The 24,547-nt window shown below is 63.4% G+C and carries 37 protein-coding genes; 21 read left to right on the forward strand and 16 right to left on the reverse strand.

What is annotated here, in order from left to right:
* Positions 1-2: 2 nt before the first annotated feature.
* From AC1DQR_RS08425 to AC1DQR_RS08465, 9 genes are all read right to left on the reverse strand, one after another.
* A complete protein-coding gene (locus tag AC1DQR_RS08425) occupies positions 3-890 on the reverse strand; it encodes a DNA translocase FtsK (protein ID WP_441629943.1) in 888 nt (295 codons plus the stop codon).
* A gap of 112 nt (positions 891-1,002) precedes the next feature.
* Positions 1,003-2,181 carry a hypothetical protein gene (locus AC1DQR_RS08430; RefSeq protein WP_477109125.1) on the reverse strand — a complete coding sequence of 393 codons (1,179 nt, stop codon included), beginning with the start codon at positions 2,179-2,181 and terminating at the stop codon, positions 1,003-1,005.
* A 27-nt stretch (positions 2,182-2,208) separates the two neighbouring features.
* Positions 2,209-3,003, reverse strand: a complete 795-nt coding sequence (locus AC1DQR_RS08435; protein WP_441629947.1) for a RecB family exonuclease — start codon at positions 3,001-3,003, stop codon at positions 2,209-2,211.
* Positions 3,004-3,032: 29 nt separating this feature from the next.
* Positions 3,033-3,176 carry a hypothetical protein gene (locus tag AC1DQR_RS08440; protein WP_253927196.1) on the reverse strand — a complete coding sequence of 48 codons (144 nt, stop codon included), beginning with the start codon at positions 3,174-3,176 and terminating at the stop codon, positions 3,033-3,035.
* Complete coding sequence (locus AC1DQR_RS08445; protein ID WP_441629949.1) at positions 3,173-3,331, reverse strand: hypothetical protein; 159 nt, start codon at positions 3,329-3,331, stop codon at positions 3,173-3,175. Before AC1DQR_RS08445 ends, AC1DQR_RS08440 begins: the two co-directional genes overlap by 4 nt.
* Positions 3,328-3,591, reverse strand: a complete 264-nt coding sequence (locus tag AC1DQR_RS08450; RefSeq protein ID WP_441629951.1) for a hypothetical protein — start codon at positions 3,589-3,591, stop codon at positions 3,328-3,330. The genes AC1DQR_RS08445 and AC1DQR_RS08450 overlap by 4 nt, the downstream gene beginning before the upstream one ends.
* Positions 3,588-4,040, reverse strand: a complete 453-nt coding sequence (locus tag AC1DQR_RS08455) for a zinc-finger-containing protein (RefSeq protein WP_441629953.1) — start codon at positions 4,038-4,040, stop codon at positions 3,588-3,590. Before AC1DQR_RS08455 ends, AC1DQR_RS08450 begins: the two co-directional genes overlap by 4 nt.
* Positions 4,037-4,312 carry a hypothetical protein gene (locus tag AC1DQR_RS08460; protein ID WP_441629955.1) on the reverse strand — a complete coding sequence of 92 codons (276 nt, stop codon included), beginning with the start codon at positions 4,310-4,312 and terminating at the stop codon, positions 4,037-4,039. The genes AC1DQR_RS08455 and AC1DQR_RS08460 overlap by 4 nt, the downstream gene beginning before the upstream one ends.
* 14 nt (positions 4,313-4,326) lie before the next feature.
* Positions 4,327-4,557, reverse strand: a complete 231-nt coding sequence (locus tag AC1DQR_RS08465) for a hypothetical protein (RefSeq protein ID WP_441629956.1) — start codon at positions 4,555-4,557, stop codon at positions 4,327-4,329.
* 228 nt (positions 4,558-4,785) lie between these two features.
* Between AC1DQR_RS08465 and AC1DQR_RS08470 the strand changes: the two genes are divergently transcribed.
* Positions 4,786-4,995: a hypothetical protein gene (locus tag AC1DQR_RS08470; RefSeq protein WP_441629958.1), complete on the forward strand. Its 210-nt coding sequence runs from the start codon at positions 4,786-4,788 to the stop codon at positions 4,993-4,995.
* A gap of 657 nt (positions 4,996-5,652) precedes the next feature.
* Here AC1DQR_RS08470 and AC1DQR_RS08475 read toward each other — a convergent pair.
* From AC1DQR_RS08475 to AC1DQR_RS08485, 3 genes are all read right to left on the reverse strand, one after another.
* The gene (locus AC1DQR_RS08475) at positions 5,653-5,988 is read right to left on the reverse strand and encodes an STAS-like domain-containing protein (protein ID WP_441629960.1); all 336 of its coding nucleotides are present in this window, start codon (positions 5,986-5,988) and stop codon (positions 5,653-5,655) included.
* Positions 5,985-6,767 (reverse strand): hypothetical protein, encoded by a 783-nt coding sequence (locus AC1DQR_RS08480; RefSeq protein WP_441629962.1) that lies wholly within the window; start codon positions 6,765-6,767, stop codon positions 5,985-5,987. The genes AC1DQR_RS08475 and AC1DQR_RS08480 overlap by 4 nt, the downstream gene beginning before the upstream one ends.
* Before the next feature lie 245 nt (positions 6,768-7,012).
* Positions 7,013-8,059, reverse strand: coding sequence for a S24 family peptidase (locus tag AC1DQR_RS08485; protein ID WP_441629964.1), 1,047 nt, complete (start codon positions 8,057-8,059; stop codon positions 7,013-7,015).
* Between the two features lie 40 nt (positions 8,060-8,099).
* Here AC1DQR_RS08485 and AC1DQR_RS08490 point away from each other — a divergent pair, with 40 nt between their 5' ends.
* From AC1DQR_RS08490 to AC1DQR_RS08525, 8 genes are all read left to right on the forward strand, one after another.
* Positions 8,100-8,399 carry a helix-turn-helix domain-containing protein gene (locus tag AC1DQR_RS08490; protein WP_441629965.1) on the forward strand — a complete coding sequence of 100 codons (300 nt, stop codon included), beginning with the start codon at positions 8,100-8,102 and terminating at the stop codon, positions 8,397-8,399.
* A gap of 281 nt (positions 8,400-8,680) precedes the next feature.
* Positions 8,681-8,947: a CII family transcriptional regulator gene (locus AC1DQR_RS08495; RefSeq protein ID WP_150990572.1), complete on the forward strand. Its 267-nt coding sequence runs from the start codon at positions 8,681-8,683 to the stop codon at positions 8,945-8,947.
* A gap of 79 nt (positions 8,948-9,026) precedes the next feature.
* Positions 9,027-9,512 (forward strand): HAD domain-containing protein, encoded by a 486-nt coding sequence (locus tag AC1DQR_RS08500; RefSeq protein ID WP_441629967.1) that lies wholly within the window; start codon positions 9,027-9,029, stop codon positions 9,510-9,512.
* Between the two features lie 91 nt (positions 9,513-9,603).
* Entirely contained in the window at positions 9,604-9,885 is a 282-nt protein-coding gene (locus tag AC1DQR_RS08505) for a hypothetical protein (protein WP_441629969.1), read from the forward strand.
* Positions 9,882-10,007, forward strand: coding sequence for a hypothetical protein (locus AC1DQR_RS08510; RefSeq protein WP_441629971.1), 126 nt, complete (start codon positions 9,882-9,884; stop codon positions 10,005-10,007). Before AC1DQR_RS08505 ends, AC1DQR_RS08510 begins: the two co-directional genes overlap by 4 nt.
* Complete coding sequence (locus AC1DQR_RS08515; RefSeq protein ID WP_441629973.1) at positions 10,008-10,460, forward strand: hypothetical protein; 453 nt, start codon at positions 10,008-10,010, stop codon at positions 10,458-10,460.
* Positions 10,457-10,852, forward strand: coding sequence for a phage protein NinX family protein (locus tag AC1DQR_RS08520; RefSeq protein ID WP_441629975.1), 396 nt, complete (start codon positions 10,457-10,459; stop codon positions 10,850-10,852). The genes AC1DQR_RS08515 and AC1DQR_RS08520 overlap by 4 nt, the downstream gene beginning before the upstream one ends.
* Positions 10,849-11,130 (forward strand): hypothetical protein, encoded by a 282-nt coding sequence (locus AC1DQR_RS08525; protein ID WP_441629976.1) that lies wholly within the window; start codon positions 10,849-10,851, stop codon positions 11,128-11,130. The genes AC1DQR_RS08520 and AC1DQR_RS08525 overlap by 4 nt, the downstream gene beginning before the upstream one ends.
* An 8-nt stretch (positions 11,131-11,138) precedes the next feature.
* Here the strand turns inward: AC1DQR_RS08525 and AC1DQR_RS08530 are convergent, their stop codons facing one another.
* Positions 11,139-11,357 carry a hypothetical protein gene (locus tag AC1DQR_RS08530; RefSeq protein ID WP_441629978.1) on the reverse strand — a complete coding sequence of 73 codons (219 nt, stop codon included), beginning with the start codon at positions 11,355-11,357 and terminating at the stop codon, positions 11,139-11,141.
* 35 nt (positions 11,358-11,392) lie between these two features.
* Here AC1DQR_RS08530 and AC1DQR_RS08535 point away from each other — a divergent pair, with 35 nt between their 5' ends.
* Genes AC1DQR_RS08535 through AC1DQR_RS08560 form a run of 6 tightly spaced genes read left to right on the forward strand, consistent with a single transcriptional unit; the run spans position 11,393 to position 15,661 of the window.
* Positions 11,393-12,361, forward strand: coding sequence for a DNA-methyltransferase (locus AC1DQR_RS08535; protein WP_441629980.1), 969 nt, complete (start codon positions 11,393-11,395; stop codon positions 12,359-12,361).
* Entirely contained in the window at positions 12,358-13,212 is an 855-nt protein-coding gene (locus AC1DQR_RS08540; RefSeq protein ID WP_441629981.1) for a hypothetical protein, read from the forward strand. Before AC1DQR_RS08535 ends, AC1DQR_RS08540 begins: the two co-directional genes overlap by 4 nt.
* Positions 13,209-14,348 (forward strand): DUF1376 domain-containing protein, encoded by a 1,140-nt coding sequence (locus AC1DQR_RS08545; protein ID WP_441629983.1) that lies wholly within the window; start codon positions 13,209-13,211, stop codon positions 14,346-14,348. The genes AC1DQR_RS08540 and AC1DQR_RS08545 overlap by 4 nt, the downstream gene beginning before the upstream one ends.
* Positions 14,345-14,560: a hypothetical protein gene (locus AC1DQR_RS08550; protein WP_416048964.1), complete on the forward strand. Its 216-nt coding sequence runs from the start codon at positions 14,345-14,347 to the stop codon at positions 14,558-14,560. Before AC1DQR_RS08545 ends, AC1DQR_RS08550 begins: the two co-directional genes overlap by 4 nt.
* Positions 14,557-15,024: a RusA family crossover junction endodeoxyribonuclease gene (locus AC1DQR_RS08555; RefSeq protein ID WP_183031726.1), complete on the forward strand. Its 468-nt coding sequence runs from the start codon at positions 14,557-14,559 to the stop codon at positions 15,022-15,024. Before AC1DQR_RS08550 ends, AC1DQR_RS08555 begins: the two co-directional genes overlap by 4 nt.
* Before the next feature lie 25 nt (positions 15,025-15,049).
* Positions 15,050-15,661, forward strand: coding sequence for a DNA-binding protein (locus tag AC1DQR_RS08560; RefSeq protein ID WP_477132878.1), 612 nt, complete (start codon positions 15,050-15,052; stop codon positions 15,659-15,661).
* A 582-nt stretch (positions 15,662-16,243) separates the two neighbouring features.
* Here AC1DQR_RS08560 and AC1DQR_RS08565 read toward each other — a convergent pair.
* Positions 16,244-16,675: a type II toxin-antitoxin system HicB family antitoxin gene (locus AC1DQR_RS08565; RefSeq protein WP_441629988.1), complete on the reverse strand. Its 432-nt coding sequence runs from the start codon at positions 16,673-16,675 to the stop codon at positions 16,244-16,246.
* 60 nt (positions 16,676-16,735) lie between these two features.
* Positions 16,736-16,906, reverse strand: a complete 171-nt coding sequence (locus AC1DQR_RS08570) for a type II toxin-antitoxin system HicA family toxin (protein ID WP_416048961.1) — start codon at positions 16,904-16,906, stop codon at positions 16,736-16,738.
* 341 nt (positions 16,907-17,247) lie between these two features.
* On the opposite strand from AC1DQR_RS08570, the gene AC1DQR_RS08575 reads away from it, so the two are divergent.
* Complete coding sequence (locus tag AC1DQR_RS08575) at positions 17,248-18,633, forward strand: DNA methyltransferase (protein WP_477132879.1); 1,386 nt, start codon at positions 17,248-17,250, stop codon at positions 18,631-18,633.
* Here AC1DQR_RS08575 and AC1DQR_RS08580 read toward each other — a convergent pair.
* Positions 18,630-19,127, reverse strand: a complete 498-nt coding sequence (locus AC1DQR_RS08580) for a hypothetical protein (protein ID WP_441629992.1) — start codon at positions 19,125-19,127, stop codon at positions 18,630-18,632. The two genes, AC1DQR_RS08575 and AC1DQR_RS08580, sit on opposite strands and share 4 nt — an antisense overlap.
* Before the next feature lie 87 nt (positions 19,128-19,214).
* Here AC1DQR_RS08580 and AC1DQR_RS08585 point away from each other — a divergent pair, with 87 nt between their 5' ends.
* The 5 genes from AC1DQR_RS08585 to AC1DQR_RS08605 all read left to right on the forward strand — a co-directional run bounded on the left by AC1DQR_RS08585 (position 19,215) and on the right by AC1DQR_RS08605 (position 24,532).
* Complete coding sequence (locus AC1DQR_RS08585) at positions 19,215-19,613, forward strand: hypothetical protein (RefSeq protein ID WP_441629993.1); 399 nt, start codon at positions 19,215-19,217, stop codon at positions 19,611-19,613.
* Positions 19,600-20,886, forward strand: coding sequence for a terminase large subunit domain-containing protein (locus tag AC1DQR_RS08590; protein ID WP_441629995.1), 1,287 nt, complete (start codon positions 19,600-19,602; stop codon positions 20,884-20,886). Before AC1DQR_RS08585 ends, AC1DQR_RS08590 begins: the two co-directional genes overlap by 14 nt.
* Before the next feature lie 27 nt (positions 20,887-20,913).
* Complete coding sequence (locus tag AC1DQR_RS08595; RefSeq protein ID WP_441629997.1) at positions 20,914-22,299, forward strand: DUF4055 domain-containing protein; 1,386 nt, start codon at positions 20,914-20,916, stop codon at positions 22,297-22,299.
* A 133-nt stretch (positions 22,300-22,432) separates the two neighbouring features.
* A complete protein-coding gene (locus AC1DQR_RS08600) occupies positions 22,433-23,230 on the forward strand; it encodes a DUF6651 domain-containing protein (protein WP_441629999.1) in 798 nt (265 codons plus the stop codon).
* 135 nt (positions 23,231-23,365) lie between these two features.
* Positions 23,366-24,532: a major capsid protein gene (locus AC1DQR_RS08605; RefSeq protein WP_416048953.1), complete on the forward strand. Its 1,167-nt coding sequence runs from the start codon at positions 23,366-23,368 to the stop codon at positions 24,530-24,532.
* Positions 24,533-24,547: the final 15 nt, after the last annotated feature.

Raw genomic sequence — 24,547 nt, forward strand, 5'->3', positions numbered from 1 at the left:
AGTTACTCCTGTTCCTCGGTGCTCTTCAGCACGTTGCGGTGGCCTTCGAGGTCGGGCATGCTCACGACGCCTTCGGCTTCCAGGTGCTCGATCAGGCGGCCGGCGCGGTTGTAGCCGATCTTGAAATGGCGTTGGATGAGGGTGATGCTCACCTTCTGCTTTTCGACCACGAAGGCCACGACCTGGTCGTACAGCGGATCGGCGCCGGTCTGCTCTTCGTGCCAACGCTTCCAGCCCTTGACCCAGGCGATGCAGAGTTGGCCGGCGATCTTCGGGCAATCGGATTCGGGCTTGCCTTCACCGGCGGCCTTGTGACCGGCCTCGTGCGCGGCTTCCAGTTCTTCCTGCAGGGGCTGTTGCTCAATCGTCAGCGGCGTCTCGGTGAAGGTGGCGTCGACCACGTTGTCGTCGGCAGGGGCGCCGTCGGTACCGGGCATGCCGTCACCATCGCCGTCGGTGTATTCCTTGCCGAGGTCAAAGGCGCGCTGGTCGGATTCGCCGCGGACTTCATCCATGCCGTCGGTGAACTCGTTGTCGCCACTCAGGACCAGCATCACGGCTTGGCCCTCGGCATCGACCAGGCCATGCAGGTTGGGCGCCGACTTTCCGATCTTGATCGTTGCTTGCGCGCCGCCCTTGAAAGTCACCTTGTCCAGGTCGCCCACCACCACGGTGCGGCCCTGGCTGGCGATCAGGTGGACGGCCATCTTCACGGATGTGTCGACGCGGTTGCGCAGGCGATCGAGGATGTCGTCTTGCTTCTTCTGCGACAGCTTCACCCAGGTGTCGGGCATCATCTTCATTTCCAACACAAGAGCGGACAGCAGATCCTTGCCCAGCGTGCCGGCGGTCATGTTCAGGGTGTTCTTGAATTCAGGCGATTGGTTCATTTCTGTGTCCTGTCAGGTGTTGGGGTGGGGTACTCGCTGCATCCGCCGGCCTTGCTACGCCGCCTTCCGGTCGGCGGCAGACTCCGTGGCATCCGCTTTCCCCCCTGATCGTTCAGTCGGCGTTGATTGGCGCGCGTGCGCGGCGGGCGGGCTGCGCGGCGGCGGCCTCATCCGGCGGCGCCAGCTCGCGCATACGGCGTGCCGCTACCGAGTTCAGCGTGGCCTTGGCCTTCTCGTCGGAGATCTGCTTGATGAGGCTGCGCGCATAGTCCAGGTCATCGATGGTCCTGGCGGTCAGCAGCTCGCGGTTCACATCCTGGAAAGTGAGGGCGGCTTCGCCGTCGCCGGTGCCTTCCTGGCCGACCTGTTGGCCTTCGTCCAGCGGCAGTTCGCGATCTGCCGCATCGTCGCCGGGGACATCCGCCACCTCGGGCTCGGCTGCAGCGGTGGCAACCGGATCGGGCTGGCGCTTGACCACGTCGGCGGGCTGTGTCGGCTGGGCGCGCGCGGTGTTACCGCGAAGGTCGTCTACCGAGGTGCTGGCCACCGTGTACGAGCCGTCCGGGTTCAGATCGATGATGTCCTGCGCTTCCTCGACGGATTGCAGGCCCATCAGCAGCTCGGGCGCATAGAGCTTCCCGAAGAAGCTGGCAGTGCGGTAGCGCAGCATGACCTCGTCCATGGTCTGCCACTTGCTGCCGTTCTTCGTGTACCAGCCTTCCTTGACGGCCATCTCGATCGTCACCGGCGGCGATTCCAGGCGCTCTTTGGTTTCGCGCTCTACCGCCCAGGCGATGGCGATCTTGTCGATGATGGTCACCTTCTTCGTGACGACATTGCGGTTGCCGTTCTCCCACACGGTTTCCACGCGCTCGACGGTCTTCTCGCCGAGCACCTTGATGTCGAAGCGCAGCGGCGAGAAGCGGCCGCAACCGTTCACGGCGGCGATGATCCACTGCGACGACCAGGACGGACGGCCCTCGACGATGTAGAGGTTCTGCATCACCATGAGTGGGTCGGCGCCCATGCGCTGCGCCATGTTGAGCGCCACCACGCTGTTCGCAATTGCGTTCGGGTTATCGCGCGATTCCTTCACGTTGCCGAACTTGTCGAGCTTCTCGATGACTTTGCGATAGGCGGCCGGCACCAGGGTGGACGACGACAGCAGGTTGGCGGCGCGTTGCATCAGCTCGAAGGATTGCGACGAGCCGAAGCCCATGGTGACGATGGGGGCGGGCTCGCGCACGGCGGGTGCGCGCATTTGTTCGAGGGTGGCGGTTGCTGTGTTCATGGTCGTGGTCTCGGTCAGCAGTAGGGGTCAGGACTTGTAGTGGCAGGTTGCGTGCCGCGGGCAGTACTTCGCCGAGCACAGGACGGATTTGCCGTTGCCGTAGAAGGCGCCGGAATGAATTAGGCGAGAGGCGTGCTGCAGTAGGCCGGGCTGCTCCTCGGTGCCCAGCAGCGCCGTGCGCGGCGACTCGATTTCGCCCACCCCCACGCGCTGCGCGGCGGCCGTCTTGCCGGTGTTCAGCCCGACGATCTGCGCGGGCGCGGTGATGGGGATGCCGACCGCGTGTTCGGCGAGCAGCTCGTAGACGCCCAGCTGCGGGCCGTGGCCGGCCGTGACCGCAATGCCGTCGGCGCCCACGGCGCGCCCGCCTGATTTGAGGTCGGAGATGCCCGCGCCAGCGGCGGTGGTGCGCACGCGGTCGGTGGTGCCGGTCAGCGCGATGCCCAGTTCGGGGATCTCCAGGCGCTCGCAAGCCACCTCGACGCCGATGTAGTGCTGGAGCGGCGCGATCTCGGCGCAGTAGCGCGAGTGCAGCGCCAGCCCGATGCGCTCGGCATCGTCCGGGTTGGTGTCTTCCCAGTCCACCTCGGCGCTCTTGTCCCGCAGCGTGGAGACCAGCGCGCTGGCGGCGTCGTCAGCGGTGATCGGCTGGCCGTCCAGTTCCGCCTGGTCGAACGCGGCCGTGCCGGCATGGATCGACGTGCCTAGGTGAGCTGCCGGGCCGGAAGGCATGCGCATGCCCAGCAGGTGCTTGGCTTCCCAGCGCGCGGGGCAATCAAACAACTCGGCCAACGAGCTGGCGCGGATGGTGACGATCTTCATGGCGTGTTCTCAGCAGTTGTGGATGCGGGTCAAACGGCGCCGGCGCGGATCGCGACGGTCAGGTACCAGATGAAGCCGATGGCCAGGCCGTAGCCGATGGCGCCGGCCCACTGGCGGGCGCGCGAGCATTTCGCAACGGCCAACAGGGCGTTGGATTGGGGGTCGTAAGTCATGTCAGCTTCCGGTGGGCGGTGGGCTTGATGGGGCTGCTCTTGGCCTGGGCCGCGTCGTAGACGCAGAACAGGGCGGTCATGGCCACGGTGGTGCCGATCCATAGGGCGATCAGCTGGGCGACCGGGTGGCGCACGAGCTTGCGCAGGCGGCTCACGATTGCTGCTCCAGTGCGGCCAGCATGGCGTCGGCAATCTCAATGGCGCGCCGCGAGGCGAGCTCCGTAGTGCCGTTGCTGAACACGTCCACCAGCGCCGGGTTCGAGACGATGGCCTGCATGGCCTTGGTCGCGATGTAGGCACGCTGGGTCAAGCCGGTGCTGTCCAGATACATGCTGCCGACGAGCTGGCTCGTCTGCTCGTCGGGGGCGAGGGCGCTGTAGGGGAACGCCGAGTTGTCGCCTTTGCGCGTGCTCATGCTGCTTCCTTTGCGAGTTGAAGGCAGGCGGCCACGACGCGCCGGCACGTCTGCACATCACACCATCCGATGTGGCATTCCCCGACGTTCGCGATACCGAGCGCGCCGGCCAGCCAGGTGTAGGCTTCCGTGCGTGACATACGACTGCTTTTCCACAGTGGGTTGAAAGCCGCCTTGGCCTGCTTCCGGGCTTCCCGTGTGGGCGCATCGGCGAGCGTGCCCAAGGGGATGCCCGTGAAGGGATGCATGCCTACGTAGGCGCCGCAGTCATCGCCCATGCAGAGGTAGGCCCACGGCCATTCGCCGTACTCGCGGCCGTAGATCATCTCGTTGCTCACGATCTCGACAGGCTCACCGCAATGGCAGCACTTGGTCGGCGCCGGCAGCGGGTTGAGCACGCGCGCAATGGCGCGGCGCGAGGGATTCCAGGGTGTCTTTGCTTCGCTCACGCTGCAACCCCAGTGCCGTTGAACAGAAGGCGGTTCGGCGTGGCCTGGCGCATCACGCGTGCTTCGGCGGCGCGGTCGCGATCCATCTCGACGCTGGCGCGCGCCTTGGTGACCAGTTCGTCGTGCAGGTCGGTGTAGTGCCCGAGCTGGACGATGTCGTGGTCTTCGCGCGTCATGCCCGAGTAGTCGAAGTTCTCGATCTGCAGGAATTTCGCCAGCGCGTCGGTCCGCTCTTGCGGAGACAGGTGGCTGAGGATTTCGGCGGGGCCCATATGTGCGGCCCCGATCAGTAGCCGAGCAGGTCGCGGGCGGCGGCCACGGTGGCCGGGATGGTTTCCTTCACCTCATGGGCGACGCCGTTGTGGCACTCGATGCTGGTGACCGTCAGCGTGCCGTCGGCGGTGTTGAAGGTCGTCAGGGCCGGACGGTCGTGCAGATCAATCCAGGCCATCAGGCGGACTACCTGGGGTGCGGCGATACCATGGCATTCGTTGTGCGTAAGGCGGGTGGCGGTCATTTCTGTCTCCGGCGAACCGCTGTGAACGTCAGCGGTGTATGAATACTAGCGATGCTAGTCATTCATTTCAATAGCTAAGCTAGTCGCGTTTGATTGTTTGTTTTAATAGCTGTGCTAGTTTTGATAGCGGGCGCCTGAATCCCGTGGTGCGCGAGGCGAAAAAAAACCGCCTCGCGGCGGTCTTGCTGGCGGCCTAGACTGGTCTGGGGCGACCTTGGGGGAGGTGGGATGGAACCGGATGACGTGATACGCCAGTTCGAGCAGCTGGCGCTGGATGAGGAAATCGAGCTACCGATCGACGATGCGATAGCCGGCCTGGCGGTGCTGCTGGCCGATCCAGCTATTCAGGGGAAGGAGAGGGTATTGCTGACAGATGTGGGGGCGACCCTATACCGGCTGGGGCTTGATGCGGGAGTGAGGGCGGTGCTGGGGCGGTGATGCCGGATCGTCTCAGGGCACGAGTGGCGCACTGAAGTTTTCTCGGGCGGGGGACGCAAAAAGCCGCCTGAATGGCGGCTTGCGGGAGGGCTTTGAGGAAGGGGGCGCCTGTGGCAGATCGGCGACAGGAAGTCGCTCTAAATCCTTCTGGTACGGGTTAGGACGAGCGAATCTCAGTCCTCCGAATCCTACGATAGTAGGGGAATTGACTTGGATAACGGTCTCGAAAACACTGCTCTAGGAGGTCAATCAGCTCCTCTGTCGCCCACGAAATACCTTCGAGGATGTCACTCTCAGCCGATTGCCGATGGAAGGCGCTCTTGGTGAAATTCTCTAGGGAAATCGATTGGCGAAGCCTAACTATGCCCGGGGCAAACTCCTGGTCATCAAAAAAGCGGAGACGCAACAAGCGCCGCTCCAGAGAGTCCAACAAAGACAAAGTGCTCCGAGCTAAATTTCCATCAAAGCGGCGAGCGCAGTGGAAGCTGTGTGCAATAACTTCTAATTCGTGTAGTGCTTTATAGGTCGCATCGAGCTCTGTTCGGACCTCTTTTTTCCGTTCGCGGGCCTCACCCAAAAAGTGAACGACCACCCACCCAGCTATGACTAGCAGCCATGTTATGAACTGGGGCCAAACCGGAGCTTGGCTAACTGGCACTATCTTGGGCCACCCGAAAGTCTTGGTTTTGCGTCGGAGATATAACCGAGAATCTCAGTGACCAAACTTGCACGTTTAGAGTGCAATTTTAGGACTTTGAGTGCCCTCTCTTTCGTAGTTCGACACTCCCGGATCAGGCCCCCAAATGCTTCTTCGAGAAAAGAGGAGCCATAGGCTCGTGCGCCATCAAGTTCGATGACGATGTCGTCCTCGACGTTGATGATAGGGACCAGCATTTCCTCGCGGAAACGCTCGCCGCTGTAGGGGCCATCGGATAGGTAGCGGCCGGCCGGGTATCTTGAGAACTCGTCGGCGACGCGGATCGTTTTCATCATGCTTGCCTCAACGGTATCCGCCATTGGATCAGTGTTCCGAGGATGCTATCACGGAAATTATAGGTGCCAGTCTTGGCTCGTTGCTTGTAGTAAACCCCTGAATTGCTATGGATCGTGAGGTGACTGTCTTCTAGTTGGTTCACAAAGTCCAGGAGCTGCCAGAGCCCGCGACCACGACCATCTTGGCCGGTGCGCGTGGCCCCGAGTTTTACTGCTTCGGTCAACACATCGGCGTCCTTAGTCTTACCCAGGGAGGTTAGCCAGTTCCAGATCGTGGGGTGTTTGAACGGGAACGTGCGAGGAATTCCAACGCCGAGGTCACATAGCACCACATTGAGATAGCCCTCTTTTGCCGTAGAGAACATCCACCACTGCTTCTGCGAGATCGGAATCAAACCGTCATCACGGGCCCCATCGTATGCATGGTGTATGACATTTGTCATTGCCTCCGTCATGCCCACGTAGAGTGCCTCGTGAAGGGGCTGTGCCAAGCTCCCCTCGAACGGAATCCCCACGACATCCTCGTAGCGCTCGCCATCTACCGAACTACCTGTTGCAAAGTTCCAGTGGATTACGTCCGCACGTGACGGCGTGATCTTTTTTCCGCAACCCAGCAGGTCGAGCAAACCAATCTGTTTGAGTACCTCTGCGACTTTCGAGTTCGCTGGGAGTCGGCATTTGATCTTCACCTGCGGATAGTCAAAGCGAAGCCGCCGGACCTCCGCGTAGAGAAGCAGCATGCCATCGGCAAATGCCTTTCGCGTGCGGCTGAAATCCAAGACTGTGTGCTTGCCCTCCGTGCCAACGGTTTGCCGGAGGGATGCTATCGCAGAGAGCAGGCCCGCCCTCATCTCCTCATGATTAATCCGAAGCACCTCCGGAACTTCGACGGATGGCCACGCCCTTGGCTTTGCCTTTGGCGTCGCCTTTAGCTGGTGGCGGAGAGGGGCAATGGACTTCGAGGGGAGGCGGGAATGCCGATCAAGAAATAGCTTTCTTTTGTAAGGGAGAAGCTTCATAGGTTTCAGTCTGGCCGCCAGGCCGACGTCTTCACAATGCCCGCGACATAGTGCATCCGCTCGATCTGGTCCTGAGGGACCCGCAGCATGCCATGGCGCTCGTTGACCGACGAGAGGCTGACCACCCCATCGCGCACGTAGGCCAGTTCCTTCACCATGACGCGGCCGTCCTGTGACTTCACCAGGACCTCGTCGCCGTTGGTCACAGTGCGGTTCGGCTCGATCACGACAAATTCGTTGTGCTTGATGCGCGGGCGCATGGAATCGCCATTGCATCGAAGAGCGTAGGCATCGGGATCGTTCGAGGGGAACGTGAGAAAGCCATCGCCGTGCCCAACTGGATACTCGATGTCCGAGAAGTGGCCGTTGTCGCCAAGTTGTGCCATGCCAACAACTGGAATGCGCCGGAAGCTGTTTGGGGGGATTTCAACGATGTCGAAGGCGAGGCTAGGTTCGTCGAGCTCTGGCTCGACTTGGCCGGAAAGCTTGCTATCGCCCTTGCCGTTCGCTAGCCATTTCGGGCTGTAGCCGTACGTCTCCTGCAACTTCACGATGTGGTGAAGTGGCAGTTTAGTGCCATCGCCCTCGAGCCATGCACGAACGACGGCCGCCTCGACGCCCAGTACCTTGGCGAGGGCCGCGGGGTCGAGCTGCTGCTCAGCCATTACAAGAGTCAGCCGGTCGACAGGGCGCCCGGAATCCCCTGAGGTAGGCGCAGGTACGGGCACTGCTTCGGTGATCGAATTGGACGCCCGCCGGATTTCCTCCGCCAGGCGCGGGCTGAACGTGTCGACGTCAACCCCCAAGCCCCGGGCAAAGCCGGTCGCGGCCTTGATGTTCAGCGGGCGGCGCGCATTCAGGTACTGCCAGACCATGCCTTGACTGCCGATTTCAAACCGGCTGCCGAACTCCTCCTGGCTCATCCCGCCCTTGCGTTCGTTGTATAGCGCCTTCAGTCGAACGGAGTCTTCGACTTGCCACTGCTCCAGGGAGTTACTTGCTCGCGTCATGCGCGCGAGTTTAGCAATGCTATTAGATTCCACAACGAGCATAGCTATTCCTTTTTTCACTAGCTATGCTAGTATTGTGTTTATGAAACTCGCCGAATACCTCGACTCGACCAAGACCAGCCAGGCGGCCTTTGCCAAGCTGCTCGGGGTCTCCCAAGGGCTCGTCTATCAATGGATCGCCGGGAAGCGCCCGATTTCTGCCGAGCAATGCCCGGTGATCGAGCGCATTACTGGCGGGGCAGTGACGTGCGAGGAATTGAACGGCAGGGTCGACTGGGCCTTCGTGCGAGCCTCGCGCGTCGGCGCGCCGAGGGATGCGCCGTCGAAACGGTCGCGAAAGCCAAAGGCCGCCACCCACGAATCCCATCCCGAGGCCGCTTAAAAGCGACCCGACCAATACGACCTTTGCCGCGCCTCTCGGCGCGCCACAACTGAACGGGCTGCGGCCCGACCGGGGGAATCACCATGCTGCGACGTACGCAGATGGCTGCACATGACCGAAGCAGGCGCGACCGCGCCGGCCGGGCCGCATCCTGCAGGGGCGCTCGGTGATGGCATCCGTTTCCCATGTTTCCCTTTTCCTGCCGGCGGCCTCGGCACGCCAGCTGCGTTGTCTTGTTGGATTGAATCTTATGGAACGGTTAATGCACACGGGAGCACCGCATGCCTAGCCTGGAATCGATGGTTTTGAACCGCGTTGCTCCCATGACCCAGAAGCGCGTCGCCGAGCTGATCGGCGTCGAGCCGACGAACTTCTCGCGCTTCCTGAACAACAACGGGCACAGCCTGCCGTTCGCGAAGATCTGCCAGCTGTTCGAAGTACTCGAGCTGGACGTGGTCGCGCCCGGAGACGGCAGCACGGTCTGCCTGCCGCGCGCCGAGTACGAGGCGCTGCGCTGCCTGGCCAAGAAGGGATTGGAGGGCGTGTGATGGACGACCTGATGATGGGCTGGGTGGCGCTGGTGATCGTCCTCGTGGGCGGCCTGGTCCTGTGGACGTGGGGAAACAAATGAAAGTCCTTTTTCTCGACATCGATGGCGTGCTGAACAGCCGGCGCACGCTGATCGCGCACAACGGACTCCCACACGGGTTCACGCCTGACGATATGGGGATGTTCGACCACGCAGCCATCGGCCTAGTCCGCGACCTGTGCAAGCACTCCGGTGCGGTGGTCGTCCTCTCGTCGGCTTGGCGCACGCACCATCTCGTCGAGGAGGTTGCGGTTGGACTTGGTCTTCCGGTTATCGACCGCACACCGAGCCTCGCGGGCAATCGAGGGCAGGAGATTGCGGCTTGGCTCGCCGAGCATTCCGCAGTGATGGTCTACGCGATCGTCGACGACAACAGCGACATGCTGGAGTCGCAGCGTGCGCATTTTGTTCAGACGAGCGAGGAAGAGGGGCTTTCGTACCGTGACTACGTGGCCCTGAAGCGGATTCTGAGTGGCGAGGATGCCGGCTATTCGCACAAGGCGTTGTTCTGGGAGGAAGCATGAACCCGAGCCTGTACTGCACCAACTGCTCTGCGACTGACCATACGCTCTCGCGGTGCCCCTGGCTCCGCGGCGTGCGGATTGCAAGGCCGGCATGAAACGCAATATGAGCCGATGGGAAGTCAGGCGCATCGTGCTGAATGTGATCGTCGACGGCCCATTCGAGCGCCGTCAGTTTGAGGATCTCGTGGAGTTCGCATGGATGACAGTGCTTGGGCCAATCGGCCTTTGGGCATGCGTCATTCGCTGGGCCTACAGGTTGGCAAGGCTCATTGCCGTCCCCGTGGCTTTCCCGGCGACAGTGTTCTATTTCCGACGTAAGCGCGTGAAGCAGATCAAGGCAAACCGCGCAGCCCGGATCGCGAGGCCCCAATGACGTTCACCTTAGACGCATGGCAGATCCTGGCGATTGTGCTGCTGTCCGGCGTCTCGGGCGCGGCGGCGACGGTGATGTTTGTGGCGTGCTACGCGGCGCGTCGGCAGGCTCTGGAGGGATAGATGACACCACATAAGCAACTGATCTCGCACGACCCCGAGCACGGGTTTTGGGGCGACTGCTGGCGGACCTGCATTGCCTGCCTGCTCGACATGGCGCCGGCAGAGGTGCCGAACTTCGCGGCGGGCGGCGACCAGGAGGCGGCGGACGTGGCGTGCCGCGCCTGGCTCAAGGCGCGCGGCTACAACCTGGTCAAGTTCTGCATGTTGGCGGAACACGCGCACGCAGCGGCCGATTGGTTCGACGACACGCTGTACATCCTCTGCGGCGCGAGCCCGAACATCCCTGGCGTGGCGCACTGCGTGATTGGGCGTGGGGCTTTCGAAGTGGTATGGGACGTCGCGCGGAGCGGTGCAGGTCTCGCCGGTCCGTGGGAGGACGAAATCGGCCAGCGGGTTTACTGGGTCGAGTTCATTGTGCCGCTGCAACAAGCGGCGCTTCGGGAGGCCGCATGAAGGTAGCGGATCTGGAAGGGGTGATGTTGGACTACTGGGTAGGGAAGGCTGAACGCATCGTCCCGGCCAGCCTGCGGATCGCCCAGCCGCAGAATGTTTGCGAGTGGCGGGAACCCCATAGCGGAACGTGGCGGCGGTGGACCCCGGCCACGAAATGGGCGCAGGGCGGCCCGCTCATCGAGCGCGAGCGCATCACGTTCGCGCAAAGCGGCTTGCGGTGGTCGGAGGAGAAGCAAGACCTAGAGGCGATCGTGCCGCCGCTTTATGTCGCCGCAATCGGGAGGGATGGCCGAATCGTTGGTGAAGGCAGGGGGCTGACACACCTTGTCGCCGCAATGCGCGCCTACGTCGCATCGAAGTTTGGCGAAGAAGTCCCGGAGGTGTCCCTGTGAACTGCAAGCCCGGCGATCTTGCCTATATCGCGCGCGACGACTTCCCCGAGAACATCGGCCGCGTCGTCGAGATACTGCGCCCCGCGATGCTCGACGGTACCGAAGCGCCAGGGTTCTGGTGGGAGGTTCGCGCAATCGGTGCGCCGATGCCCACCCTGTACCACGGCGAGGAGGAGTTCGCGGGATATGTGAACGAGATGGAATCCTTGGATGCCGACCTGCGCCCGATCAGCGGCGTGCCGGTTGAGGATGAGGTTTGCGACGAGGTGACGGCGTGACGGACTGCCTATTTCGAGCCCTGAACCGAACCATGGCCGAGGGCGTTAGACAGGGCTTTGTATTTCCGGTACGCATCCGAGTATTGCAGGTTCAATTGCTGAAGATGCGTGCCGTCTACGCCGCCCAGCCTGTACCGCTCCTTCTCTATCTCAAGGAGCCGCAGCGCCTCATCGCACTCTTTTTTCAGCGCATCAAGGAGCTTTTTATCTCGGTTCGCACGGCTCATGTCAGTCTCTCTGGTCGTTGGTCGGAAATCCTAGCATGTTGACCAACTACTGCTACCAAGGCGACTGCTGCGCCGTCATGCGCGACCTGGTCGCCGCTGGCGTGCGCGTGCAGTGCATCGTCACCAGCCCGCCGTACTGGGGCCTGCGCGACTATGGCGTGGCCGGCCAGCTCGGGTTGGAGCCGACGCTGCGCGAGTTCCTGGACAGCATGGTCGAGGTGTTCGACCTGTGTCGCGAGCTGCTGGCGGACGATGGCACGCTGTGGCTGAACATGGGCGACGGCTACGTGCCATGCCGCGCGGCTGGCGTAAAACCCAAGGACGTCACGGGCCAGCCGTGGCGTCTCGCCCTTGCGCTACAGGACGCGGGCTGGTGGCTGCGCCAGGACATCGTCTGGCACAAGCCGAACCCGATGCCTGAGAGCGTGCGCGATCGCTGCACGAAGGCCCACGAATACGTGTTCTTGCTCACGAAGTCCGAGCGCTATTTCTGCGACTTTGCCGCCATGCAAGAGCCGGTCAGCGGCGGCGCGCACTCGCGCGGCGCGGGCGTGAATCCGAAGGCCGATATCCCGAGTGGCTGGGACACGTCCGCCGGTGGCCACCGCGCGCTGAAGGGCAGGTATGCCGGTACCGGCGTTGGCTTCGGCCGCGGCTATGACAAGGTCGCGAAGCCGCGCGCCAAACAGAATGCCTCTTTCGCAGCGGCTGTGGCGCCGCTGGTCGACACCCGCAACCGCCGCAGCGTCTGGACCATCCCGACGCAGTCCTATAGCGAAGCCCACTTCGCCACATTCCCTGAGGCGCTGGTCGAGCCCTGCGTGCTCGCCGGCAGCCGCCCCGGCGACATCGTTCTCGATCCCTTCATGGGCTCGGGCACGGTGGCCAGCGTGGCGCAGCGCCTGGGCCGCCGCTGGCTTGGCGCCGAGCTGAACCCCGAATACATCGCGCTGCAGGCCGAGCGCACGCGCCAGCCTGGGCTGGTGCTGGAGGTTGCTGCATGACATGGACCCACGACGCCCTGCAGGAAGACCTGGCGCAGTACCTGCGCGACAAGACTCAGCGCATGGTCTGGACGAACATGCAGATGGGCCCGGTCGGCTCGCCGCGGCCCGACGCTTACAGCCTGCCGTTCAGCTTCACCCGCTTCATGCCGCTGGCCTACGAGGTGAAGGTCTCCGTGGCCGATTTTCGCCGGGACGTGACCGCCGGCAAGTGGCAGAGCTATCTGCGCTATGCCGCCGGCGTGACCTTCGCCGCGCCGGCGGGCCTGATCACCAAGGGCGACATTCCCGAGGGTTGCGGCCTGCTGTTGCGCAGCGAGGCAGGCTGGCGTGCTGCCAAGGCGCCCACGCTGCGCCCTGTCGAGAACCTGCCGCTGGAGGCCTGGATCAAGCTGCTCGTCGATGGGCTGGAACGCCAGGCGAAGCTGCGCTATCCGCAGGCGGCGGACGAATATGGGCTGATCCATCGCGTCGAGCAACGCCTCGGCAAGGAAGTGTCTCGGCTGTTGCACGACCGGCGCGCCGCGCGGTACCGCTACGAGTCCGCCACCGAGAGCCTGAACAAGAGCGCAAAGGCGGCAGAAGCCGAATACCGCAAGACCCTGGACGAGGCGCGCAAGAACGCCGAGCGCGACGCAGCGCGGATTGATGGCGCACGCGCCGAGCTGGCGCAGGCATTGGGCCTTCCGTCGGACGCCAGGACGTTTGAGATTACCAACGCCGCGCAGGCAGCAGCGCGGCGGCTGGACGCGGATGCTGAGGTGCAGCGGCTGAGAAGCCTGTTTGAGCGCGTTGAGAGCGCCATAGCGAGCGTGGACCGGCCGCTGCCGGAGATTGCGAGGGCAGTATGAATCATGAACACCAACCGTTAACACCATCCGACTGCGACTTGCGAGATTTCCAGTTTATGCCGCTCGACGTGGTACGCCTGCGCGACAGCGACTTGGCCGCGCTAGAGGACCCGGCCGCGTGCTGGGCCGCTGTGCTGCTGTGGTGCGCCGCGTGGCACCAGTTGCCGGCGGCGTCGTTACCCGATGACGACCGCGTGCTGTCGCAGCTCGCTGGCTTCGGCCGCGTTGTGAGGGAATGGCAGAAGGTCCGAGAGGGGGCGCTGCGCGGCTGGATCAAATGTAGTGATGGCAGGCTCTATCACCCCGTTGTGGCCGAGAAGGCGCGCGAGGCCTGGCATAGCAAGGTAGAGCAGCGCTGGAAGACCGAGTGCGCCCGCATCAAGAAGCACAACCAGAGACATGGGACATCGGTTCCTTTCCCCACGTTGGAGCAGTTCATGTCCTCGGGACGTTCTCGTATTGTCCCTAGGGACAAGCCCGATATGTCCACCGGGACAGAGGATGATTGTCCCGGTTTTGTCCCTCGGGAAACGTCATCCAAGGGACAGGGAGAGGGACAGGGACAGTTAACTAAAAGCAATAGCGGCGGCGTAGGTAGTTCGAACGTGGTGGACCCTGTGGATAACTCGGCATCGCCGCCGCCGCTTTCCGCCGATGAAATCGGCAACCACCTGTTGCAGCTGGAAGCCGAGCGGGGCAAATCCCTCGCCCTGTCCTCGCGCGCGCACGAGGCGTTGCTCCGGCTTGCGGGCCGCCACATCGCCATGCCCGTGTTGCTCCGGGCTCATGCTCTCGCGTGCGCGCGACGGGCTGCCGACCAGGACGCGTCCCCGGTGAACCCGGGGTTCCTTGAGCCGTTCGTGGACGAGGCGCTGGCCGAGCTGCGCAGCGCGCCGCCGGCGGCCGGCTGGGACGAGACTCGCGATGGCGTTCGCGCCAAGGCCGCAGAGCTTGACGTCCCTCCGCAGCCCGATGAAGAGCCGTGGCACTGGTTCCGGCTGCGCGTCATCAAGGCCGCGGGCGACCCGCACCTGATCGAGCGCGAGGTCAGCAAAGCCGAGCGGATGAACCCGAACGAGCACGAGCGGGTGTACCGGCTCATGTACGGCGTCGCGCCGGGGCAGAGGGCCGCATGAGCCCGCTCGAGCAGTGCGACCTGTGCCGCCGGCAGGGCGGCCGCCTCGACTTCAACCACGTCTGCTGCCGCGTGCGCTTCCTGCTGAAAATGCCCCACGTCGAGATCCGGCGCGCATGGATCGACTACTGGCGCAAGCGCGACGGCGACACCATGGCGACGGAGATCGAGAACGAGGTCAAGGCCCGTTGGGCGGAAAGGAACCGAGCATGACGACATCGCTGTTCGACGGCGCGCCGCAGCTGCGCCGTGTTGAGTTCTCGGTGCCCGGGCAGCCGGTGGCCAAGGGCCGGCCCAAGTTCTCGCGCCAGGGCGGCTTCGTGCGGACCTACACGCCCGAGCCGACCGCGCGCTACGAGAACCTGGTCAAGCTGGCCGCTACCGCCGCCATGGCCGGTAAGCCCCCCATCGAGGGACCGGTGGAGCTGTGGCTCGACATCAACCTGCAGATCCCGAGCAGCTGGTCGAAGAAGCGCCAGCAACTGGCCGCCGCGGGCCAGGTCGCAGCAACGAAGAAGCCGGACGCCGACAACGTGCTCAAGGCCGTCAAGGACGGGATGAACGGCATCGTCTGGGTCGACGACGCCCAGGCGGTCGAGTACCGCATCAGCAAGCGCTACAGCACCGCGCCCGGTGTGTGCGTCAGCGTGGAACAACTGCCGCTGCAAGCGGCTTGAAGGAATGAAATTGACTGGGGAAACCATGACCGAAGAACGCCTGTTCGACAGTTCTCACGCGGCGCTCGTGTTCGCGTTCAACTTTTCCGGGCAGCAGTACCAGGCGTCGGCGATGAACAAGGCTATKACGCCGCAGATCGGTTCCGGCAAGGGGCTGGTCGGTGTCGACGGCGCGGCGCAGGCCGGCATGATCCGTCGAGAATTGGGTACGCTGCCGCAATTGCACCAGGCCGTGCTGACCGCGCGCGTTGCGCCGCGCGACGTGCCGTGCGAGTGCGGCCGTGCCTGCTGCGTGGGGAAGCAGCTCAATGCCGAGTGGGCTGACGCCATTGTCTGGCTGACCGAGCGCGCCATGCAGCAGCTGTCCGGGTCGTTCTCGCACTACCGCGTGCGTCGGTCGATCCTGGAAAAGATCTTCGGGGTGAAGGTCAATCTGGCCGACATCGCCGAGGCCTGCGGCGCGCACCGCAACACGGTCAGCGACCAGAACGCGAAGCTGAAGCTGTGGATCGAAGGGGAGAGGGCGAAGAAGGGCGGCCAGTTGAATGCCGCGCCCGGGGTCGAGGCGGTCGCCTGGATGGCGATTGACGGTCGCCTGAAGGCCGCGCGGATGGTCGGCGTCGAGGAGGCTGCGTAGGGCCGTTTTCCGAGTTTTTCTTGACAATGTGCAAATCGTGCACAAAAATGGCTCGTATTCGATACACCTGCGAATTACGTCCAAGGCCCGCGCAAGCGGGCTTTTTGCTTTTTTGGAGCCCGCCAGGTTCAGCCTCGCGGGCCTTTTGCTTTGGGCACTTAGGCGTACTTGCTACGCGTAATCGCCAAAGCGATCAGGGTCGTCTGGCATCGTCCACTTGATGGCTTCTTCTTTGACGTCTACCGCCTGTTTCGGTGGTGGCAACGTCGTGTGAGGTGCGAACGCCAAGATTAGCGCGGACTGTGGCACGTTGAGGACTTCCTCGCCGTCTTCAGACCAGCACCTGAGACTGACAGACATAGTGCCTCCGGTATGTGATTCCAGAAATCCCTGCTGCATTGGGAATGCAGAGGGGGTGAACTCTTACCTTAGACCCGCTTTATGACAGTTTGCTGACGTCAATGGCGACAGGAAACTGGATGCAGACCTGGAGCCAGCCATGTTCCTGCCGACCCATTGGTTCCTGCTCTGGGGCGTGTGGTTTCAGGCGCCCTGGCGAATGCCGGACGCCTGATCCATCCGCTACGCGACGCTCAGCTCAAGGCGTTTGCCGAGGGCGGCCATCGCTTCCGCGATGCGGTCGATTTTGGTCGTATGGCCGAGATCGATCAGCCGATTCACTTCCTGCTTCGTGGTGCCCAGGCGCGTGGCCAGGTCGCTGGGGCGCACCTGCTGCGCCAGCATCTCGTTGAGCAGCAAAACCTTGGCCGCCGCGCTGAGGGGAAGGGCAACAAGCCGTTCCCCTTCCTCTGCCTTCGAAGGTGGCGGAACAGGGCGCTTGTCCTCGAAGTAAAAATCCATCGCGGTGAGAAGCGCGTCGGCGGCCATCTCGCAGGCCTCGACCTCCGTATCGCCCTGGGTGATGGCTTCCGGGATGTCGCGGAAGGAAACGACGAAGCCAGCCGGACGACCGTCTTCGGTAACGTCCGGCGTAAAGATGGCGGGATATTGCATGCTGGTCCTTTCGATCAGTGCGGTGAAGCGTCGCGGGACAAGCCCCTTTCGGGGCCGCCCTCACTTTAGGTTCAGTTGTTTTTTGATCCCTTCTACCGTTCCCTTCTTCAGTTCGGTGTGTCTCGGGATCACCGTTTGCTTTCCGTTCAGGTAGACCTTCAAGTGGTTGCTGCCTTGCTTGAAGGTCGCCCCCTGTTGGGAGAGCCACCGGACAAACTCACTTTGCTTCACCGCACCTCCGTTGTTTGTTGCGATGGATGTATAGTAATCAAAAATGTTTACCAACACAAGAGGTTGAGTAAATATTTTTGTGTACTCCGCAGCGAGTGGGGTGGCTCAACGTGTCGCAGGCGAATCAATAAGCTCGTGCAGGCGTTTAATGTGCCAAATACGGTGCAGCGCCGCACCGCGTAGCGTATGCGCTTGCAGTTGCTATGCCTCCGCACCACGATCTCCATGGCTATGAGCTTCGCTCGTAGCCGATACCAGTGTCTCCTCCACCCACCCCGTGGTGGATTGCCCGGCTCCCCGTCGGGCTATTTTCTTCCCCATCCCGCGCATTGTTGTCGTCTATGAAAGCAGCCAATCAGCTCGCCATTGCCTACCGCGCGGTGGATGACTTGGTCCGGTACGACAGGAATGCGCGGACGCACAGCGCGGCCCAGATCGAGCAGATCAAGGCCTCGCTGCGCAAGTTCGGTTGGACGAACCCGGCGCTGATCGCCGGCGACGACCTGCTGGCCGGGCACGGCCGGATCGAGGCCGCGACGCTGATGTGGGCAGCCGGCGAGACCATCCACCACTGCCCGGTGCCCGGCCAGGTGCCCACGGTCGACCTGTCGCACCTGTCGGCGGACGAGCGTCGCGCCTACATCCTGGCGGACAACAAGCTGCCCGAGAACGCCGGCTGGAATGTGGACCTGTTGGCGGTCGAGCTGGCGGACCTGCGCGACGCTGACTTCGACCTGTCGGTGATCGGTTTCGACGCGGGCGAGCTGGCCGAGCTGCTGGACTCGCCGCAGCCCGGGCCAGGCCCCGGTGGTGGTCGCTCGCTGGCCGAGCAGTTCATGGTGCCGCCGTTCAGCACGCTCAACGCGCGCGACACGGCCTGGCAAGACCGCAAGAAGGCCTGGCTGGCGCTGGGCATGCAGTCCGAGCTGGGCCGCGATGCACCGGCGTTCTCGTCGGCGTCCGACCAGCAGAAGGCGGATCGCGGCGCGCCCGCGCAGCACCGCACCAGCATCTTCGACCCGGTGCTGTGCGAGCTGGCATACCGCTGGTTCTGCCCAGCCGACGGCCTCGTGCTGGACCCGTTTGCGGGTGGCAGCGTGCGCGGCCTCGTCGCGGCGCGCCTGGGGCGCCAGTACATCGGCATGGACCTACGGGCCGAGCAGGTGCAGGCCAACCGTGCGCAGCTGGATCTGCTGCACGCCGGCGACCCGGCACCAGCCTGGCACGTGGGTGACAGCCGCAAGATCGGCCAGCACCTGGCGGACGTCGAGGCCGATTTCGTGTTCTCGTGCCCGCCGTACGCGAACCTGGAACGGTACTCAGACGACCCGGCGGACCTGTCCACGATGGACTATCCGGCGTTCGTGACGGCCTACCGCGAGGTGATCTCTGGCGCGTTGGGGCAGCTCAAGCCGGACCGCTTCGCTTGCTTTGTGGTCGGCGACGTGCGCGAGAAGCGCGGCACCGGCTGCTACCGCAACTTCGTGGCCGACACTATCGAGGCGTTTCTGGATGCCGGCATGCAGCTGTACAACGAGGCCATCCTGCTGACCGCGCTGGGCAGCCTGCCCATCCGCGCGGCCAAGCAGTTCAGCGCCAGCCGGAAGCTCGGGAAGGCGCATCAGAACGTGTTGGTGTTCGTGAAGGGCGACTGGAAGCGGGCGGTGGCCGCGTGTGGCGATGTGGAGGTGTCCGACGATCTGTTTTCCGAAGCGGCAGACGACTAGCGGAGGGATTGGACAAGCCAGCCTGATCCGAACATGAAGCAAGCGAGGGATGTGCTGCCAAGCCATTTGAACCAGCTCGACTCCTTTGTATCCAGCATTTCAGGGTGGACGTTGTCATTGCTGGCAATGGCCTGTATTTGGCCGTTCCGGTAACGGTGGAGAGTCTGGCTACCCATGAACACCCCGAGTGTTGCTGCATAAAGACCGACAGTGAAGAGCCAGATCCAGCCACCAATGACCACTTGCTTGCCTTGCATCATGCTTGCGCCAGCTAAGGTCGCGGCGGCAGTTATGCCGAAGCCATTCAGGATGATCACGTGCTTGAGTGATTCCAGCTTCCAAGTCCAGTACTGACTGAACACGTTCGCGTAGACAGCAAGCTTCTCCGCTCGCAGATGGGATGTTGTGGCCGGTGTCTCCAGCGTCCAGGCTGGGGGTGCTTCCTTCAGGGTGTTGCTGCTGGGGCGTCTCAGGGTCTTTCGTGGCTGTGCCATGCTCGTTCCTTGGGGGTTGGTATCTCATTTGTCGGAAGCCGCACGGATTTTTAGACCCATCGGAAGTCGGGTATCGATGAGATTGATATGGCCGGACGCAAACCTTTTGAGCCGACAACGGCAGACTGCAAGTTGGTAGAGAGCGCCGCGGCCTTTGGCATCCCCCAGGATGAGATCGCTCGGTTGATCATCAACCCGCAGACGGGCAAGCCGTTGGCGGCCGTGTCCCTGCGCAAGCATTTCCGCACGGAGCTGGAAACTGGCGCCACGAAAGCCAACATCGCGGTGGCGAATTCGCTCTTCCGCGCGGCCACGGGCAGCGGCAAGGGCGCGGTGACGGCGGCTATCTGGTGGACGAAGTCGCGGATGCGCTGGCGCGGCGACGGCACGGACCCCGAGGACGATACCCCGCCGGCGGCGCAGAACTTCACGTTTGTAGTGCAGGATGCCCGGCGCAACGTCGGCGAGCCCGATGGTAGCGATTAGCCCGACCCTGAACATCCCGCAGGCCGAGTTCCTGCGCATGCCACACAAGTTCCGGGCCTATGTTGCCGGTTTCGGGTCCGGCAAGACCTGGGTGGGCTGCACCAGCATCTGCCAGCACTTCTGGCGGTGGCCGAAGATCAATCAGGGGTACTTCGCACCGACTTACCCCCAGATCCGCGACATCTTCTATCCGACGATGGAGGAGGTGGCGGCCACGATGGGCCTGCGGGTCAAGGTCAACCAGAGTAACCACGAGGTCCACGTCTACGAGGGCCGGCGGTACCGCGGCACGATCATCTGCCGGTCGATGGAGAAGCCGGAGACCATCGTGGGCTTCAAGATCGGCCACGCGCTGATCGACGAGTTGGACGTGATGAACCTGATCAAGGCCCAGACGGCCTGGCGGAAGATCATCGCGCGCATGCGCTACAACGTGCCGGGGCTGCGCAACGGCATCGACGTGACGACGACCCCGGAGGGGTTCAAGTTCGTCTACCAGCAGTTCGTCAAGGCCATTACGGAGAAGCCGTCACTGGCGAGCCTGTACGGGCTGATCCAGGCCAGCACGTTCGACAACGAGCTGAACCTGCCGGATGACTACATCCCGTCTCTTCGGGAGAGCTATCCGCCGCAGCTGATCGAGGCGTACCTGCGGGGGAAGTTCGTCAACCTTGCAGCCGGGTCGGTGTACCCGAACTTCAGCCGGAAGCTGAACCACACCGACGACGCCACGGCGGCCGGCGAGCCGCTGCACGTCGGCATGGACTTCAACGTACTGAAGATGGCCTCGGTGATCTACGTGGTGCGCGACGGCACGCCGCGCGCGGTCGGCGAGCTGACCAAGGTGCGAGACACGCCCGAGATGGCGCGGATGCTGAAGGAGCGGTTCAAGGACAAGGGCCATGCCGTCTTGATCTATCCCGACGCGAGCGGCCAGAACACCAGCAGCAAGAGCGCCAGCGAGTCGGATCTGTCGATCCTTCGGAGCGCTGGGTTCCAGCTGCAGGTCAACCCGACGAACCCGGCCGTCAAGGATCGGGTGAACTCTGTCAACGCCCTGATCCTGAACGACAAGGGCGAGCGCCGGCTGAAGGTCAACACGCACCTGTGCCCGGAGTTCACCGAGGCGCTCGAGCAGCAGCCCTACGACAAGAACGGCGAGCCGGATAAGTCGACCGGCCACGACCACGTCAACGATGCCGGCGGCTACCCGCTGGTGAAGCTGTGGCCGATTGTGAAGCGCACCGCGACCGTCCGCCCCATGAGCATGTAGGCGGCGCATATCACCGAGCAATCTTGCATGACATCGACCGTCCGAGAGCAAACAGCCGCCGTGAAGGCGATGGCGGAGAACTATCCGCTCATCACCGCGCTACTGGGCGGCACGACGGCCATGCGCGCTGCGGGCATCAAGCACCTTCCGCAGTGGCCCAATGAGGCCTCCGATGCGTACAAAGCACGCCTGGCTTCGGCCACGCTGTTCCCAGCCTTTGGCCGCACGTGCGAGGTGCTGACCGGCAAGCCGTTTTCCAAGCCGATTACGATTGGCAAGGACGTGCCGGGGCGCATTGCCAAGTGGTGCGAGAACATCGACCTGCAGGGCCACAATCTGCACGCGTTCGCTGCGGCGGTGTGCTTTCACGCCATTTCCTATGGCCTCTGCGGCATCCTGGTCGACTTCCCCAATGCCGGCGGCATTCGGACGAAGGCCGAGGAAGAGGCCGCCGGCGTGCGCCCGTACTTCGTCCACATCCACGCGCAGAGCATCCTCGGTTGGCGTGCGGAGCGGATCAACGGGGTTCAGACGCTGACGCAACTGCGGTTCCTGGAGGCGGTCGCCGAGCCTGACGGCCAATTCGGCGAGCGGGAGATCGAGCAGGTGCGGGTGCTTTACCCGGGGCGCTGGGAGGTGTGGCGCGAAGCCGAGAAGGCCAACTCGACGGAAAAGGAGTGGATCCTTCACGACGAAGGCGCCACGACGCTGCAGAAGATCCCGTTCGTGCCGGTCTATGGTCGGCGCATTGGATTCATGCAGGGCGTTCCGCCGCTTGTCGAGCTGGCGCACATGAACGTTGAGCACTGGCAGTCGAAGAGCGATCAGCAGACGATTCTGCACGTCGCGCGCGTGCCGATCCTGTTCGCGAAGCTGCTGGGGGATTCGCCGATCACAGTGGGTGCATCGTCCGCGGTCAATGCCGACCATCCGGATGCGGACCTTCGGTTTGTCGAGCACGGCGGCAAGGCGATCGAGGCGGGCAGCAGGGAGCTGGCGGCGCTTGAGGACCGGATGCGCCAGGTCGGCGCCGAGCTGCTGGTAATCAAGCCAGGCAACCTGACCGTCGCGCAGACCGTCTCCGATAACGAGGCCGGCATGTGCACGCTGCAGCGGATCATTCAGGACGAAGAGGACGCGATCGACGCGGCCCTGCAGCTGGCTGCCGAATGGGTGAAGGAATCCGAGGGCGGCCACATCCAGATCTTCAACGATTTCGGCGTGGCGTCGCTGGCGGAGGCCTCGATGGAGATTCTGCGCGATATGAACGTCGACGGCACCTTCTCCGACGAGTCGCTCTTCAACGAAGCGAAGCGGCGCGGCCTCGTTAGCCCGGAACTGACCTGGGAAGACGAGAAGAAGCGCATCGCGCTGAACGCTCCCAAGCCCGGTAAGGCGAACATCAACGACTAGGCGAACCAAATTCTTTTCTGCAGCCGCACGGCCTCTTCGGGCCCTGCGGCTGTTTTTTTGCCGGCCCGCGGATGCGGAACGGCGCGTGGGTCGGATGACCCGGTTCACTGGCTGGATAGCCAAAGGAATGAGCATGAAGCTGAAGATCGACGAGCATGGCCACGTGGTGGTCCAGGACGGCAAGCCGGTGTATGTGCATGACGACGGCCGAGAGATCCCTCACGACGCAGCCGGGACGGTAGCCACGATCTCGCGTTTGAACGGCGAGGCAAAGTCGCATCGTGAGCGCGCCGAGGCCGCCGAGGGCCGGGCAAAGCTGTTCGAGGGCATTGACGACGCTGACGCGGCGCGCAAGGCACTGGAAACCGTCCGCAACATCAAGGATGGCGAGCTGATCACGGCCGGCAAGGTTGAGGAAATCCGGGCGGCTGCCAAGAAGGCCGCCGAAGAGCAGGTCGCCGCCGCCAGCAAGTCGCACGTCGAGGAACTCGCGCGCGTGAAGACCGAGCGCGACACCCTCCAGAGCACGCTCTACGACGAGCGCATCGGCGGCAGCTTCGACCGTTCCAAGTTCATCGCCGAAAAGCTGGCCATTCCCGGCGACATCGCCAAGGCCGCGTTCGGTAAGGCATTCAAGATCGAGGACGGCAAGACGGTTGCCTACGACGCGACCGGAAACAAGATCTTTTCCCGTGTGCGCCCCGGTGATATCGCCGACTTCGACGAGGCGCTCGAAACGCTCGTCGAGAACTACCCGCATCGCGACCAGATCCTGAAAGGGTCTGGCGCCAGCGGTGGTGGTGCGAGCGGCGGTGGCTCGTCGGGCGGAAAGCGCGCCTACACCCGAGCCGAGTTCAACACCTTCGATCCGGCCAAGCAGCAATCGGTGTCCGCCGAAGTTCGCGCCGGCAAAGCAACCCTCAACGACTAAGCGGTGGCGGCCCTTCCTGGGCCGCTCTGCGGATCACGCGGTATCTAGCCAAGCCTTGGATGAGGCGCGGCGCTATGGGCTGGATGGCCCGATCAATCTCAAATCGTACCAACCACCCATATTTGGAGTATCCAAGTGGCAAACACTCTGACTGGCCTTATCCCGACGATGTACGAGGCACTCGATGTGGTGTCTCGCGAGCAGGTCGGCTTCATTCCCGCGGTGTCGCGCAACAGCTCGGGCGAGCGCGCTGCGCTGAACCAGTCGATCCTGATCCCGATCGCGCCCCCGGGCACCATGGCCGACAACACGCCGGCCGTCACCGCCCCGAACACGGGCGACTCGAACATCGGCAACGTGTCGATGACGATCAGCAAGTCCAAGCACGTGCCGATTCGCTGGAACGGCGAAGAGCAGACCGGCATGATCAATGCGGGCAGCTACGGCGGCGTGCTGATGAACCAGTTCGCGCAGGCTTTCCGCACGCTGTGCAACGCGATCGAGGTCGACCTGTTCACGACCACCTACCAGAACGCGTCTCGCGCCTACGGCACGCCGGGCACGGCGCCGTTTGGCACTGCCGGCGATCTGTCGGACATCGCCCAGCAACGCAAGATCCTGGACGATAACGGCGCGCCGCAGACCGACCTGCAACTGGTGCTGGGCTCGGCGGCGATCGCCAACCTGCGCGGCAAGCAGAACGTGCTGTTCAAGGTGAACGAAGCTGGTACCGATGACCTGCTGCGCCGCGGCATCATCGGCGAGCTGGAAGGCCAGATGCTGCACAACTCGAATGCCGTTCAGGCGGTGACGAAGGGTACGGGCGCGAGCTACACCACTGACACGGCCGGCTATGCGGTCGGTGCGACGGCGATCAACCTGATCACCGGTACCGGCACCGTGCTGGCCGGCGACACGGTGACCTTTGCGGGCGACACCAACAAGTATGTGGTGGTGTCGGGCACCGCTGCCCCGGGCGCGATCACGCTGGCGGCGCCCGGTCTGAAGCAGGCCATCGCCGCTTCGGCGACCGCGGTGACGGTGGGCGCAAGCGCAACGCCGAACGTTGGCTTCAGCCGCTCCGCAGTGCAGCTGATCACGCGCGCGCCGAAGATGCCGATCGGCCCCGATGGCAAGGCGATGGACATGGCCGACGACGTGGTGCAGATCACGGACCCCGTCTCGGGCCTGGTGTTTGACGTCGCTGTGTACCGCCAGTTCATGCAGCTGGTTTACCACGTGCGCCTGGCGTGGGGCACGCAGGCCATCAAGAGCAACCACATCGCCGTGCTGCTGGGCTAAACGCCGCGGGGCGGC

It is taken from the genome of Cupriavidus sp. 05L411, from assembly GCF_056398045.1.

What these genes read in the sequence shown, in the direction of transcription:
- AC1DQR_RS08565 (WP_441629988.1), bottom strand. Translation starts at nt 16,675, where the DNA reads ATGCAATATCCCGCCATCTTTACGCCGGACGTTACCGAAGACGGTCGT.
- AC1DQR_RS08505 (WP_441629969.1), top strand. Translation starts at nt 9,604, where the DNA reads ATGAAACGCAATATGAGCCGATGGGAAGTCAGGCGCATCGTGCTGAAT.
- AC1DQR_RS08585 (WP_441629993.1), top strand. Translation starts at nt 19,215, where the DNA reads ATGGCCGGACGCAAACCTTTTGAGCCGACAACGGCAGACTGCAAGTTG.
- AC1DQR_RS08470 (WP_441629958.1), top strand. Translation starts at nt 4,786, where the DNA reads ATGGAACCGGATGACGTGATACGCCAGTTCGAGCAGCTGGCGCTGGAT.
- AC1DQR_RS08580 (WP_441629992.1), bottom strand. Translation starts at nt 19,127, where the DNA reads ATGGCACAGCCACGAAAGACCCTGAGACGCCCCAGCAGCAACACCCTG.
- AC1DQR_RS08535 (WP_441629980.1), top strand. Translation starts at nt 11,393, where the DNA reads ATGTTGACCAACTACTGCTACCAAGGCGACTGCTGCGCCGTCATGCGC.
- AC1DQR_RS08590 (WP_441629995.1), top strand. Translation starts at nt 19,600, where the DNA reads ATGGTAGCGATTAGCCCGACCCTGAACATCCCGCAGGCCGAGTTCCTG.
- AC1DQR_RS08545 (WP_441629983.1), top strand. Translation starts at nt 13,209, where the DNA reads ATGAATCATGAACACCAACCGTTAACACCATCCGACTGCGACTTGCGA.
- AC1DQR_RS08425 (WP_441629943.1), bottom strand. Translation starts at nt 890, where the DNA reads ATGAACCAATCGCCTGAATTCAAGAACACCCTGAACATGACCGCCGGC.
- AC1DQR_RS08520 (WP_441629975.1), top strand. Translation starts at nt 10,457, where the DNA reads ATGAAGGTAGCGGATCTGGAAGGGGTGATGTTGGACTACTGGGTAGGG.
- AC1DQR_RS08515 (WP_441629973.1), top strand. Translation starts at nt 10,008, where the DNA reads ATGACACCACATAAGCAACTGATCTCGCACGACCCCGAGCACGGGTTT.
- AC1DQR_RS08510 (WP_441629971.1), top strand. Translation starts at nt 9,882, where the DNA reads ATGACGTTCACCTTAGACGCATGGCAGATCCTGGCGATTGTGCTGCTG.
- AC1DQR_RS08440 (WP_253927196.1), bottom strand. Translation starts at nt 3,176, where the DNA reads ATGACTTACGACCCCCAATCCAACGCCCTGTTGGCCGTTGCGAAATGC.
- AC1DQR_RS08540 (WP_441629981.1), top strand. Translation starts at nt 12,358, where the DNA reads ATGACATGGACCCACGACGCCCTGCAGGAAGACCTGGCGCAGTACCTG.
- AC1DQR_RS08550 (WP_416048964.1), top strand. Translation starts at nt 14,345, where the DNA reads ATGAGCCCGCTCGAGCAGTGCGACCTGTGCCGCCGGCAGGGCGGCCGC.
- AC1DQR_RS08600 (WP_441629999.1), top strand. Translation starts at nt 22,433, where the DNA reads ATGAAGCTGAAGATCGACGAGCATGGCCACGTGGTGGTCCAGGACGGC.
- AC1DQR_RS08595 (WP_441629997.1), top strand. Translation starts at nt 20,914, where the DNA reads ATGACATCGACCGTCCGAGAGCAAACAGCCGCCGTGAAGGCGATGGCG.
- AC1DQR_RS08555 (WP_183031726.1), top strand. Translation starts at nt 14,557, where the DNA reads ATGACGACATCGCTGTTCGACGGCGCGCCGCAGCTGCGCCGTGTTGAG.
- AC1DQR_RS08485 (WP_441629964.1), bottom strand. Translation starts at nt 8,059, where the DNA reads ATGCTCGTTGTGGAATCTAATAGCATTGCTAAACTCGCGCGCATGACG.
- AC1DQR_RS08495 (WP_150990572.1), top strand. Translation starts at nt 8,681, where the DNA reads ATGCCTAGCCTGGAATCGATGGTTTTGAACCGCGTTGCTCCCATGACC.
- AC1DQR_RS08450 (WP_441629951.1), bottom strand. Translation starts at nt 3,591, where the DNA reads ATGAGCACGCGCAAAGGCGACAACTCGGCGTTCCCCTACAGCGCCCTC.
- AC1DQR_RS08460 (WP_441629955.1), bottom strand. Translation starts at nt 4,312, where the DNA reads ATGGGCCCCGCCGAAATCCTCAGCCACCTGTCTCCGCAAGAGCGGACC.
- AC1DQR_RS08465 (WP_441629956.1), bottom strand. Translation starts at nt 4,557, where the DNA reads ATGACCGCCACCCGCCTTACGCACAACGAATGCCATGGTATCGCCGCA.
- AC1DQR_RS08430 (WP_477109125.1), bottom strand. Translation starts at nt 2,181, where the DNA reads ATGAACACAGCAACCGCCACCCTCGAACAAATGCGCGCACCCGCCGTG.
- AC1DQR_RS08475 (WP_441629960.1), bottom strand. Translation starts at nt 5,988, where the DNA reads ATGATGAAAACGATCCGCGTCGCCGACGAGTTCTCAAGATACCCGGCC.
- AC1DQR_RS08500 (WP_441629967.1), top strand. Translation starts at nt 9,027, where the DNA reads ATGAAAGTCCTTTTTCTCGACATCGATGGCGTGCTGAACAGCCGGCGC.
- AC1DQR_RS08490 (WP_441629965.1), top strand. Translation starts at nt 8,100, where the DNA reads ATGAAACTCGCCGAATACCTCGACTCGACCAAGACCAGCCAGGCGGCC.
- AC1DQR_RS08575 (WP_477132879.1), top strand. Translation starts at nt 17,248, where the DNA reads ATGAAAGCAGCCAATCAGCTCGCCATTGCCTACCGCGCGGTGGATGAC.
- AC1DQR_RS08530 (WP_441629978.1), bottom strand. Translation starts at nt 11,357, where the DNA reads ATGAGCCGTGCGAACCGAGATAAAAAGCTCCTTGATGCGCTGAAAAAA.
- AC1DQR_RS08435 (WP_441629947.1), bottom strand. Translation starts at nt 3,003, where the DNA reads ATGAAGATCGTCACCATCCGCGCCAGCTCGTTGGCCGAGTTGTTTGAT.